Origin of the sequence: Arthrobacter sp. AQ5-05, from assembly GCF_003287975.1 — a bacterium.
GTDB lineage: Bacteria > Actinomycetota > Actinomycetes > Actinomycetales > Micrococcaceae > Paeniglutamicibacter.
Map to the genome: position 1 here is coordinate 52,864 of NZ_QMKQ01000018.1, position 12,182 is coordinate 65,045.

A 12,182-nucleotide genomic window follows, 5' to 3' on the forward strand; every position below is an offset into this window, starting at 1 on the left:
GGGTTCACCGCAACCGAGATGAGGCCATGGTCGCCACGAAGTGACCGATATTCACAAGGACAACGGCAGGCAATAGGATCCAAAGCATCCACTTTTCGGCTACGCCGGGAACACCCACGATGGCCGAAACAATGGACAGCGCCAGGATGAGTAAGCTGAGTTCCACTGCATGAAGCATCTTGTGGAAGGGCAGGAAGCGGGCAGCAGAACGTAGTTTCCCCACTAGGCTGGTCTGCGACACGGCACGTGCCTCCGCCGTGTCTGGTAGCTTGCCAAGACCTGCCATGCTTCGTGCCGCATGGACCATGAGGCTCTGGGAGCGGTTGAGCACCAGGAGCACCGAGAGAACCGCCGCGATAAAGAGCGTCGGCCATGCCTGTGCCGCATCGGCACCCTGGGTCTGCAGTTCAAGGAATACCCGGTAGCCCAAAGCGATGGGAATCAGTGCCTCGGTGGTGTGGTGACCCACCATGTCGATGAAGATGCCGCGCGGCGACTGCGTGCCTCGCCAGCGGGCTACTTCCCCATCGCTGCAGTCGAAGTAGAGCTGCACCTGCGACAGGACCACCGCCAACAGCGGCCCCCATACACCGGGGACCAGTAGTGCTGCCGACATGAGCCAACCCGCCAGGATCATGAGCCCCGTAACACCGTTGGCGCTGATGCGGGTACGCACCAGCGCTGCGGTCAAATAGATTGAGATGTGTCGAAGGTAGAGTTCTGCGGTCCAATGCTCTGCGTTGCGCCGAGCTCGGACTTCCGGGGGCTGGCACACCGCGCGCAGCTGTTCGAGCGTCGGATTGCGTGGTCGAATAGTTTCATTGTTCATGAACGCACCCGCCCCCTGTCCAAGGTACCTTGAGCGCCACGAACACGACCCTTCACGAAGCCAACGGCCCAAGGGAAATGAATGGTCGGGAAAACACCTAGCATTAAAAGCTTTTCTTTCAGGGTTGTTCGCTTGCCGGTCAGCGTCGCAAATACCACTAGACCGGCGTAGGCCACCGGTGCGAGCTTCAACAAGTTGAGGACCACCCTTACGGTGTTGGGGGCATCGGTTGTCAGCCACGGGTCAATCAACCAGGCAACGGCTCCCAGGGTGGTTCCGACAACCATTAACGGCGGCAGGTCATGGCGGATCGATTTTCCGGCCGGGTAACGACGTGACAGTTCGCCCCGCCAGACACCCGAGGCATAAGACTGCGCTGCCAGAGCCTTGTACTTGTCGCGAGGGTAGTATGCGGTCTCAAGTTCTGGATCAAACCACACCTTGAATCCGGCTTGGCGAATACGCAGGCATAGTTCCCAATCTTGGGCACGGTGCAGCGATTCGTCGTAGTAGCCGACTTCGTCAAAGACCTCGCGGCGAAAAATACCCAGGTAGGCAGATTCCGAGGGTCCCTCCGGGGCACCGCTGTGATAGGCCGCTCCGCCAAGACCCCACGGGGAGTGATAAGCGGCCGCCACCGCGCGCTGAAGCGGATTCTTCCCCTGCGCATCCATGAGTCCGCCGACGTCGTGTGCATCCACCCGGAACATTGTCTCGACACCGCGGGCCGTGTAGTTGGGCGCAAGTTCGCTGTGCGCATCTACGCGCACCACGATCGGGTATTGCGAGGCTTTGATCGCCAGATTCAGGCCTATCGGAGTGCGCCCCTGCGGGTTATGGACCAGCTTGACCCTGGAATCCTCGGCTGCCAACGCCGCGGCGACTTCGTCAGTGAAATCGGTGCTGGGGCCAAGCGCCAGTACGATTTCCTTGTCGCCGGCGTAGTCCTGGCCAAGCACGCTGGCGACGGCATCTCGCAGGTACCCGGCTTCATTGAGCACCGGCATCACGTACGAAACGCCTAGGTTGATTGTCTTCGTCACTTCTTTTTGCCCTTATAGGCGTTGACGACGGTCTTGGCATCCCCGTCCATCATCAGTACGCCCTTCTCGATCCAGATCGCCCTGTTGCAGGTGTCCAGGATCGAGTTCATGGAGTGCGAAACCAGGAAGATGGTGCCGGCGTTTTCCCGGATTTCACGGATCTTGGCCTCGCTTCGCTTACGGAAGCGGGCATCGCCCACGGCAAGCGCCTCATCTACGATGAGGATGTCGTGCTGCTTCGAAGCAGCGATCGCAAATTTCAGGCGCGCGGACATTCCGGAACTGTAGGTACGCATCGGCAGGTCAATGAATTCCTCAAGTTCTGCGAACTTGATGATGTCGTCGCGCATCTGGTTGATTTCCTGGCGGTTATAGCCGAGCGCCAGACCGCCAAGCATGATGTTCTTGTCACCGGACAAATCGGCAATCAGTGCAGCGCCAACACCAAGCATGTTCGGACGCGAAGATGCATAGACAGATCCGGCCGCCGGCGTAGTCAGCCCAGTGATCGTTCGCATGAGGGTAGATTTCCCTGAACCGTTCGAGCCAATGATCCCGATGGATTCGTTCTCGTAGGCAACGAAGGAAACACCTTTCACCGCATGCACTTCACGGATTCCTCGAGCCGATGCTTGCAGCAAACGTTTGGCTCCGGCGGATCCGGCGGCTTTCCCGCTCGCGTATACCTGGTACTTGACGTGGAGGTCATCAACGATGACAACCGGTGTACGGGATTCATCGATCTTGATGGTCGATGCCGCCGGGGCGTCGTGGGGTTCCAGATCGTAGACAGGTTTCGGTTCGAATTTGCCGTGTAGACGGGGGTTGATCAGATCATCGAAGTTAGTCAACTCGACCATAACGCTCCTCGGCTGCCCAGAAGTAGATGGTGCCACCAACGAGGGCGACCACGGCCCAGACTGCCATGACAATCCAATAGAACGAGGGGTACTCCACACCGTTCATAATGGACCCGCGGGCAACCTGAAGGGCCTGGTAGATCGGATGGAAATCAAACAAACGCACGAGAAAAGGGAATGCATTCAGGACCCTCTCGACGGGGAAGAGCACGCCGGAGGTGAAGAAAAGTATCCGCGTAATCAACGGGAGAATCTGCGTGAAGTCACGAATGTGCACAGTCAACCGGGCGCAGATCAAGGCCATGCCAGTGTTGAACATGGTGAACAGTACCAACACTGGAACGATCATCAGCCAGCTCCAGCGTGGATATGTTCCCAAGATCATGCAGTACACGTACATGACTACAACCATGGGGACCAGTGTCAAGAATTGCTGGATTACCGCGGAAATCACTAGTGTGATGCGCGGGAAGGCCAGCGATTGCACCAGTGCCGCATTCCCGGTAATTGCTTTTGCCCCGGTGGTTACGGATCCCGCAAAGAACTCAAAGAGGAATACGCCAATGACGACGTAAACGGGGAAGTCATGGCCTCGGCTACCACCCTGCAGGATTCCGAATATAAACCCATACATCAGGGCGTTCATGGTTGGCTTGATGACTACCCACAACATGCCGAGGCGGTTGCGTTGGTTCGAAGACTGCAGTCTGCTTTTGGCCAACTCGTACGCGAAATCGCGCCTGCCCCAGGCTTGCTTCAGATAGCTCACCAGTCCTGGGCGAGCACCAACCCTGTGCAGGCCGTACTTCGCCGCATATTCGGCAGCTGTCATAATTCTCGATACCTCGTTGATCACGGTTGTCTCGTCGGCTATGGCCGACGAACCTATTGAAGTCTAGTAGATGCGCGTACTGAAGGCCGATTGGCATCGTCCCATTTCACGATGTGTGATCTATGCATCACTTCTCAATGCGTTAAGTTTGCGCTGTCCAAGTAGGCCCGAAGGGTGTCGGTGCGAAGCGCCTTGCCGATCTCCACGATTGCCTTTTCGTCACGAAGCTCAATCGATTCCCCGCCAGGCGACGTACTGCTTCCGGCAGTTGGCAGGGTGAACATTTCGATGCCAGAAGCTCGCAGGCCTTTCAGCTGAAGCCCCAATCCAGCGGCTGTTGCCGCATCAAAACCATCATCCAGCGAAAGATACGGGGAAATCTTGTCGATGACCTCATAGACTGTAGCTGGATTGGTCAAGGTGTCTTTGGACAGCAGTCCATTCATGACAGCCTTGATGAATTTCTGCTGGTTCTTCACGCGTTGGTAGTCGCCGTCGACGAACGGCTTTCGTTCACGGACGAACCTCAGGGCCTGGTTGCCTTTAAGAACAACATCACCCACAGGGTAAAAATACTTTTTGTTATCCGTCGAATAGAACTCAATGTCGTTGCGAACGGTGACTCCGCCGAGTGCAGTTGTGAGTTCCTTGAAACCATCGAAGTCAATCATGGCCACATGGTCGATCTTGGTATCCAGCATGCCTTCGATCGTTTGAACGACCAGAGGCACACCGCCCAGCGCCATTGATGCATTGATTTTTTGGCGCCCATATCCAGGAATGTCAGTGTAGAGATCACGCACGATCGACATTACGTATACGCCTTTGCGATCCTCTGGGATGTGCATCAGCATCATCGAGTCGGATCGCTGATCCGTGCCCCCGCCCTGCAGCAAGTCCGACGTCTCCGAGCCGTCTGCACCGTGGTCGACGCCCAACAACAGGAAATTCAAGGAACCGTCCTCGGGGTTCTTGACCGGGCGCAATTCCTCGTCGGGGAAAGCCTCTGCAATTACCTGCGTCTTGTTGTCAAACGTCTGGGCAAGACTACCGAGGTAGGTACTGGCCACAACTGCCGCCACGACCACCACGGCAATCGCGCTCAGAAGCACAACCAGGCCAGTGCGTTTCTTTCGACGGGCCAGCCGCCGCGGTAGGTAACCGCCTTCAAATTCTCTATTGTCAGTCAATCAACGTCTCCATCAGACCAGAACGAGAAGCCTTGGACGACTCGAGGCAATGTTTCGGTCGACAACTTTCGCACAAACAAAGCAAGGCTAACCAACACCCCTGTGAGGATGCTGGGTTAGCCTTGCCAACAAGAAGAATCCTAGCGCCCGGTGACGAATTCCTTGAGCCATGGAAGTAGTTCCGGGCCGATGTCCGACCGCTCAGTTGCCAAGGAAATTACTGCCTGAAGGTAACTCAGCTTGTCGCCGGTGTCGTATCGGCGACCCCGGAAGACCACCGCGTGAACGCCACTGCCCGGGCCCTCTGCCACGGCCAAGGTCTCCAGAGCGTCGGTCAACTGTATCTCGTCACCGCGTCCAGGCTTCGTCTCTTCGAGTACCTCGAAGACACGCGGGTGAAGCACGTAACGCCCGATGACCGCGAGGTTTGACGGGGCATCCTCAACTGCGGGCTTTTCCACCAACCCGTTGACCTTGACGTAATCTTCGCCGTTTACGGCCGAAACATCAGCACACCCGTAAGCGCTAATCTGTGCTGGATCCACTTCCATCAGCGCGATAACCGAACCACCGGTCTTCTCTTGCACGTCGATCATGATCGAGAGAAGATCGTCCCGTTCGTCGATGAGGTCATCACCGAGCAAGACAGCGAAGGCTTCTTCTCCGACATGCTGTTTGGCGCAGAGCACGGCGTGTCCGAGACCCTTCGGGTCACGTTGTCGGATGTAGTGGATATCTCCCAGAGCCGTGGCGCCCTGCACCAGCTGCAATTTCTCGGTGTCGCCCTTGGCCTCGAGGGTTGCTTCGAGGGAAGGGACCCGGTCAAAGTGATCTTCCAGCGCGCGCTTGTTTCGCCCAGTGATCATCAGTACATCGGTGAGTCCGGCCTTCGACGCCTCGGCCACGACATATTGGATGGCTGGCTGGTCAACGACGGGCAGCATTTCCTTGGGCATGGCCTTGGTCGCTGGCAAAAAACGCGTCCCCAACCCTGCCGCAGGGATAACGGCCTTAATTACACGCCTACTTTGAGTCATGCCTTCGACTTTACGTCATCCAATGCATAAACATCGAACCCATTTGGGCCTATTTTGAGCTACTTCGAAGTCTCTTGAGGACGGTTCGCGGCAAGTAATCATCCACGTCGCCACCGAGGGATTCAACTTCTTTCAACAAGGAAGATGACAGATGCGTATAGCGGTTGTCGGCGGCCAAGAAAACCGTTTCCACACCAGTCAGGTGGCGGTTCATAACTGCCATGGGGGTCTCATACTGGTAGTCAACGGTGGATCGAAGGCCCTTGACGATCGCGTCGGCCCCGTGCAGCTTGCAAAAATCGGCGAGCAGTCCATCACCCATTGGCTCAACGCTCACGCCACGCAGACCCCCAATCGTTTCCCGAACCATTTTGAGGCGTTCTTCGGGTGCGAAACGATACTTCTTGGCATAGTTGGTTGACACAGCCACGATAACCTCGTCAAAGAGGTTGCTGGCACGGGCAATGATCTCAACATGACCATTGTGGATGGGGTCAAATGACCCGGGGCAGACGGCTCGACGCATACCTTGCAATCTATCAACTCGGCTATATGCTCAGTTGCTTCCAATGCTTTGATGACACAACGTGTCGTTTCCCGGTGGGTTGCCCACGGAGCCGCTCGATGAAGGGATAATGAGAGCCATGCCCTCATTCGAATTTCCTTGGCAGCGCATGGCTGCAGGCGCCAACCTACTATCTCCCAACGGCGACCTTGGAGTCACCATCTTCGAGGAGATCACCACCCTCGCTGCGAAGCACGAGGCCATCAACCTGGGACAAGGCTTCCCCGACACCGACGGGCCTAGAGTCTTCAAGGCCAAAGCTGCACACGGTATTTCAGGGCACCTTAACCAATATGCCCCGGGTTCCGGAATACTCCCCCTCCGCATGGCTATCGCAGATCACCAGAAACGGTTCTACGGGTTGGACGTCAACCCGGAGAACGAAGTGGTCGTCACCACGGGCGCAACCGAAGCGATCGCTGCTGCCGTTCTTGCCTTCGTGAAGCCCGGAGACGAGGTCATCACCTTCGAGCCGTACTACGACTCATATGGTGCAACCATCGGCTTGGCTGGCGGAGTCCACAAGACGGTCGCGCTGCACGCGCCGGATTTCCAGCCAGACCTCACGGAACTCGGCAAAGCGTTCACCTCGCGCACACGGATGGTGGTGTTGAACAACCCGCATAATCCCACCGGTGCCGCCTTTGGCCGGGAGCTGCTCGCCGAGATCGTTGCATTGGCCAAACAGCACGATTGCCTCATCGTCTCGGATGAAGTCTACGAGCATCTCACTTTTGGTTTTTCCCATATCCCTATCGCCACCCTTCCTGGGGCTTGGGATCGCACCATCACCATTTCATCGGCGGGCAAGACCTTTTCCTTTACCGGTTGGAAGGTCGGCTGGGCCACCGGACCTGCCGATCTTGTTGCGGCCGTACGAACGGTCAAGCAGTTCCTGAGCTATTCCTCCGGCACGGCATTCCAACCGGCGGTTGCCGAGGCGCTGGCTAGCGAGACCAACTTCTTTACGGATTTCGCCCATGATCTTGGTCAGCGCAGCGAGATACTGGCCAAGGGCCTTGAATCGGCTGGAATGACGGTTTACCGTCCGAAAGGAACCTACTTCATCGTCGCCGACGTGGCACCCCTCGGTTTTGACAACGCGTTGGAGCTGGCGCGTCAAATGCCCGAAACGATCGGCGTCGCAAGCATCCCGCTGTCCGTCTTCTGCCATGAAGAAGGCGCGGAGCGCACACGCACTCTGATGCGTTTTGCCTTCTGCAAGAAGCCTGAGCTTCTCAACGAGGCGTCCCGAAGGCTGTCCCTGCTCGCGGCAAAGCTGGGTGGCTGAACGTGGTGCAACGTGCCAGCCGCTGGCTCAGCAACCTCGGGGCCCACGCCACCTTGGAGGAGGACGCCTTCGTTACCGGAGCATGGGTCCTTGCCCTGGGCGGCGCGGAACAATCCCACGTAAACGTAGACCACCCCGAGCAGATCTTCTACGAGTACCTTCGACGACTGGCCAACCATGTGGACGAGCAGGCCGCGCCCGGAGCCCCCTTGCGGGTTCTCCATCTCGGGGCCGGCGCATTGACCTTGGCACGCTACATCGAGAAGAAGCGCCCCGGAAGCCAGCAGGTAGCCGTAGACCTCGAACGAGAACTACTCGACTTTGTCCTGGAGGCTCTCCCCATGGACGACCCCAAAAACCTGAAGACCATTATTGGGGACGCGCGGCGGGTACTGACCGAGGAACTGGCCGCTGAGAAATTCGACATCATCGTCCTGGATATCTTCAGCGGTTCCGGGGCACCGCATCATTTGACCTCTCCCGGTTTCTATTCCGAGATGAACGCGTTGCTGCGGCCCGGCGGGATCGTGCTGGTGAACGTGGGCGACGATCCGCCATTTTCCTTTGCCGACTCCCAGATTCAGGCCATGTCACATGTCTTTCAAACCCTCATCGCCAGCGCCCCGACCGAGATCTTTTCCCGGAAGTACCCGGGAAACATGATTCTGGCCGGCACCCAATCAAAGATCGACATGGCCATGGTGGATCGGTTGCGGGCCGCAGGCCCGCACCCGGGAACGGTGCTATTCGGCAGCGATCTGGACGGGTTCGGCAAACCATAACCGCGTCTCGCCGTATTTCTTATCGGCGAACTTCTCCAGGCCGGCGGGCCAGGTGGGCTCGGCGGATCGGGCTGAGCGTTCGACCACCACCGTTGCCCCGACATCGAGCACCAGCGAAACCTTTTCCAGGGTCTTGGCGAGCTCGTCGTTTGTCAGCGGGTAGGGCGGATCCATGAACACCAAGTCCCAGGTCTTTCCTGCGCTGCCGCCGGGAACCGGGGCAAAGGAATCAAGGACCGAATCCACCGAGCCGCGACGAACGCTGACCAGGTCATTGCGCAGGGCCTTGTTGACGAGGCCGGCGTTGGCCTGGCATACGGCCACGGCCTTGGGCGCAAGCTCCACGAGCAATACGGAACGCGCCCCGCGGCTAGCTGCCTCGACGCCGAGCGACCCGGCACCCGCGTACAGGTCAAGGACCCTGGCGTTGGTCAGCACGTCATAGCTCTCGAGCCTGGAAAACAACGCTTCCTTGACGCGGTCGGTGGTGGGCCGGGTGGAGTCACCCGGCACGCTCTTCAGTGGTGTGCCTCCGGCGGCGCCGGCCACGATACGACTCATGGTGGATCTATCCCCTTTCCAGGAATGCTTGCATGTCTTCGTCTACCCATTCCTCGACTGCGGCCTGCAGCCCGGGGTAGGAGCCGAGCCCGCCACCGCCGTCCACGATGGCCTCGGCGGCATCCCGGGCCCGGGCAATGAGCTTGGCGTCTTTCATGACGCGCAGGACCTTGAGCGTGGACCGGGAGCCGGACTGGCTCGCCCCCAGGATGTCGCCTTCACGGCGTTCGTTCAGGTCCGACTCTGCCAGGAGGAATCCATCAGTGGTGGATTCAACCGCCCGCAACCGCACCACCGAGGGATGCTCGGCGTCCAGCCACGTGGTCATCAGGCAGGTGCCGGGCAGGCCACCTCGTCCGATGCGTCCACGCAATTGGTGCAATTGCGAAATCCCGAAATTCTCCGCATCGATGATCACCATGAGTGTGGCGTTGTGCACGTCCACCCCGACTTCGATCACCGTGGTCGAGACGAGAATGGAGGCGCGGCCGCTGTCGAAGGCATTCATGGCTTCGGCTTTTTCGTCGCTGGCCATGCGCCCGTGAAGGGCGCGGATTTCCGTGTTCGCAAAGATGGGCATGGTGGTCAGTATGTCCAGCATCTTCTCGACGGTCATCGATGCCGGCTTCGTGCTGGCATCCGAGCTCGCGTCGTTGGCGCCAGGTTCCACAGGCATCGGCAGGAAGTCGTCCTCGACGGCCTTCTCGCTGATGCGCGGGCACACCACATATACCTGGTGGCCCTTGGCCGTTTCCTCTGCGATGCGGGCAAAAAGCCGTTCCTGCATCCGTGGAACTTGGAGTGGAACCAGATGCGTTGCAATGGGTGCTCTGCCGGGTGGCAGGGTTTTCATCAGGCTGACTTCAAGGTCGCCAAAGACGGTCATGGCCACGGTACGCGGGATCGGGGTCGCTGTCATGACCAGCATGTGGGGCGGCGTATCCGCCTTTGACCGCAAGACGTCACGTTGCTCGACACCAAAGCGGTGTTGCTCGTCAACAACCACCAGGCCAAGGTCCACGAAACCAACCGTGTCCGAGAGCAGTGCGTGTGTGCCCACCAGTATCCCGGTCTCCCCCGAAGCGGCACCGAGCAGCACGCGCTTGCGTTCTGCGGTCCCGGCCGATCCGGTGAGCACGTCCACACGGGTAGCGCGGGGATCCGATCCAAGTTCGCCTCCAGCGCCCAGGGATCCAAGCAATTTCCTGATCGATTGGTAGTGCTGTTGTGCGAGCACTTCGGTGGGTGCAAGCAAGGCGGTTTGCCCGCCGGAGTCAATGACCTGCAGCATCGCACGCAGCGCCACCAGGGTCTTGCCCGAGCCGACCTCCCCCTGCAAGAGACGATTCATGGGGTGGCCGCGTACGAGATCGTCCGCGATTTCCATGCCGGCCAACACCTGGCCGTCTGTGAGGGTAAAGGGAAGAGAGTTGTCGAAGGCTTCCAGCAGGCCTGCCGGGGCTCCGTGACGTGCAATTGCCGGCTGTTGCATCCGGTGGGCGCGGCGTTGGGCCAGCGCGAGCTGGAGCAAGAAGGCTTCCTCGAAGGCAAAGCGTTTTCTGGCCGCATAACCTTGGGCAACGGTCTGTGGTCTGTGGATGTTTTCAAAGGCCGTGGCCCTGCCCGGGATTCGTTGGGTTTCCAGGACCTGTTCCGGAATGAATTCCTCGAAAATCTCCGGTCGGACGCGGGAAAGCACGAGCTCCATGGTCTCCCGGATCTTCTTGTTCGGGAACTTGGCGGTGGCCGGGTAAATGGGAATGGGCCGTGGATCGGCTTCTTCGGCCGTGTCGAGCAAGGAGTATTCGGGGTGGGTCAGTTCCAAGTGGTTGCGGTAGATGGTCACCTTGCCGCTGAACATGGCGGTCGAGCCGACCTGCAGGTCACGCTTGGCTTCGTAGCCGTTGAAAAAGGTCATCCGCAAGATCGATTGTTCGGGTCCCAGAGCGTCGCTGACGACAACTTCGAGCAGAAATCCGGATCGCGAGTGCATGCGCCGCTGGTTCACCGATTTCACTTCGGCAACGATCGTGACGTCCTCCCCGACGGGAAGTTCCGAAATTTTGGATAGCTCACCGATCTCCATGTAACGCCGGGGGAAATGTCCCAGCAGCTGACCGACCGTGGTGTATCCGAACGCGGTTTCCACCTTGCGTGCGGAAGCAACGCCAAGGACGGAGTCTAGTGGCGTATTGCTGGTGAAGTCTTGGTCATCCGTCATCCGTCATGCGTGCAAAGGTCGGTCACCGAGACGTTGACCGGAGTGCCCAGGCTTCGAATGACTTCAAGAGCGCGCTCGGCTTCGGGTACGTGCACGTGGACGCGCCAGCGGTATCCGTCTTCGGTGGGGTTGACCGGGCTCATGATGACGGAGTCGCCGATGGTGTCCAGTTGTCCGCGCAAGGTGGCCGCGCCCAAGGCATCGAGGCTGATGGTGCACATGACCTCGACACCGGTTTCCGGGGAGACATCCTGGTGGATGTGGGGGTCCTGGATGTCGTAGCCGTGCAGGTTCGAGTATTCATCGGGGTCGATGAAGTGTCCGAGAAGGGAGCCACGAAGTTCATCCAAGATGATCAGCATGCCCACGGCCCCTGCGTCAACGATCTTGGCCTTGTGCAGTGCCCCGAGTTCGTTCTCCGTGGCCACCACGGCCGCTTCCGCCGCCACGCACAGGGCATCGAGCAGTTCGACCAGTGCGGCCTTGCTTTCCGGCTCCAATGCGCTGGCGCGGTGGGTGGACCGGGCGGTGGTGGCGACGACCTCCATAACCGAGAGCATGGTTCCGGAAACCGGGTCGCTCAGGGCAGACCATGCCCTGACCTTGCCGCGCTCCAGTGCCGTGGCCAGTGCCGGCGCAGTCATCCGCTCCACCCCGCACAGGGGTTCGGCCAGACCGGCCAGGAAGACAGCAAGCAGCGTTCCCGAGTTCCCACGAGCCGATTCCATGGCGGCGCGTGACGCCATGGTCAGAAGCTCACCAATGTTTTCGGTTTCCAACTTGGAAATCGCGTCATGGGCGCTGCGTGCGGTCAGGTAGAGATTGCTGCCCGTATCCCCGTCCGCCACCGGGAAGATATTGATCGCGTTAAGGCGGTCGCTATGGTTTCCCAGGCTCTTGACCATTCGTTCAAGCCAAGTTGACATGGCCTTCGAATTGGCATGGATTTTTTGGTTCATGGTGTGAGTGAT

At 58.9% G+C, this 12,182-nt stretch carries 12 protein-coding genes; 2 read left to right on the forward strand and 10 right to left on the reverse strand.

Going from position 1 to position 12,182, the window contains the following annotated elements; translation table 11 throughout:
• Positions 1-4 precede the first annotated feature (4 nt).
• The 7 genes from DQ353_RS14835 to coaD form a co-directional block, all read right to left on the reverse strand.
• A complete protein-coding gene (locus DQ353_RS14835) occupies positions 5-829 on the reverse strand; it encodes a CDP-alcohol phosphatidyltransferase family protein (RefSeq protein ID WP_113763571.1) in 825 nt (274 codons plus the stop codon).
• Positions 826-1,872, reverse strand: coding sequence for a glycosyltransferase family 2 protein (locus DQ353_RS14840; protein ID WP_286166839.1), 1,047 nt, complete (start codon positions 1,870-1,872; stop codon positions 826-828). Before DQ353_RS14840 ends, DQ353_RS14835 begins: the two co-directional genes overlap by 4 nt.
• Positions 1,869-2,732, reverse strand: coding sequence for an ABC transporter ATP-binding protein (locus tag DQ353_RS14845; protein WP_113763573.1), 864 nt, complete (start codon positions 2,730-2,732; stop codon positions 1,869-1,871). Before DQ353_RS14845 ends, DQ353_RS14840 begins: the two co-directional genes overlap by 4 nt.
• Positions 2,716-3,588 (reverse strand): ABC transporter permease, encoded by an 873-nt coding sequence (locus DQ353_RS14850; protein ID WP_113763575.1) that lies wholly within the window; start codon positions 3,586-3,588, stop codon positions 2,716-2,718. The genes DQ353_RS14845 and DQ353_RS14850 overlap by 17 nt, the downstream gene beginning before the upstream one ends.
• Before the next feature lie 110 nt (positions 3,589-3,698).
• Positions 3,699-4,754: an LCP family protein gene (locus tag DQ353_RS14855; protein WP_113763577.1), complete on the reverse strand. Its 1,056-nt coding sequence runs from the start codon at positions 4,752-4,754 to the stop codon at positions 3,699-3,701.
• 140 nt (positions 4,755-4,894) lie between these two features.
• Complete coding sequence (gene galU / locus DQ353_RS14860) at positions 4,895-5,791, reverse strand: UTP--glucose-1-phosphate uridylyltransferase GalU (RefSeq protein WP_113763579.1); 897 nt, start codon at positions 5,789-5,791, stop codon at positions 4,895-4,897.
• A 49-nt stretch (positions 5,792-5,840) separates the two neighbouring features.
• The gene (gene coaD / locus DQ353_RS14865) at positions 5,841-6,317 is read right to left on the reverse strand and encodes a pantetheine-phosphate adenylyltransferase (RefSeq protein WP_113763633.1); all 477 of its coding nucleotides are present in this window, start codon (positions 6,315-6,317) and stop codon (positions 5,841-5,843) included.
• A gap of 118 nt (positions 6,318-6,435) precedes the next feature.
• Between coaD and DQ353_RS14870 the strand changes: the two genes are divergently transcribed.
• Together DQ353_RS14870 and DQ353_RS14875 are read left to right on the forward strand one after the other, a co-directional pair.
• Positions 6,436-7,647, forward strand: coding sequence for an aminotransferase class I/II-fold pyridoxal phosphate-dependent enzyme (locus tag DQ353_RS14870; RefSeq protein WP_113763581.1), 1,212 nt, complete (start codon positions 6,436-6,438; stop codon positions 7,645-7,647).
• Positions 7,648-7,652: 5 nt separating this feature from the next.
• On the forward strand, positions 7,653-8,429 hold the full coding sequence (locus DQ353_RS14875) for a spermidine synthase (RefSeq protein WP_353616695.1): 777 nt from the start codon (positions 7,653-7,655) through the stop codon (positions 8,427-8,429).
• On the opposite strand, the gene rsmD is transcribed toward DQ353_RS14875, so the two are convergent.
• The 3 genes from rsmD to DQ353_RS14890 are packed head-to-tail and all read right to left on the reverse strand — an operon-like array spanning position 8,391 to position 12,170.
• On the reverse strand, positions 8,391-8,990 hold the full coding sequence (gene rsmD, locus DQ353_RS14880; protein ID WP_113763585.1) for a 16S rRNA (guanine(966)-N(2))-methyltransferase RsmD: 600 nt from the start codon (positions 8,988-8,990) through the stop codon (positions 8,391-8,393). The two genes, DQ353_RS14875 and rsmD, sit on opposite strands and share 39 nt — an antisense overlap.
• 7 nt (positions 8,991-8,997) lie before the next feature.
• On the reverse strand, positions 8,998-11,211 hold the full coding sequence (locus tag DQ353_RS14885) for an ATP-dependent DNA helicase RecG (protein ID WP_113763587.1): 2,214 nt from the start codon (positions 11,209-11,211) through the stop codon (positions 8,998-9,000).
• Positions 11,208-12,170 (reverse strand): DAK2 domain-containing protein, encoded by a 963-nt coding sequence (locus DQ353_RS14890; RefSeq protein ID WP_113763589.1) that lies wholly within the window; start codon positions 12,168-12,170, stop codon positions 11,208-11,210. Before DQ353_RS14890 ends, DQ353_RS14885 begins: the two co-directional genes overlap by 4 nt.
• Positions 12,171-12,182 lie beyond the last annotated feature (12 nt).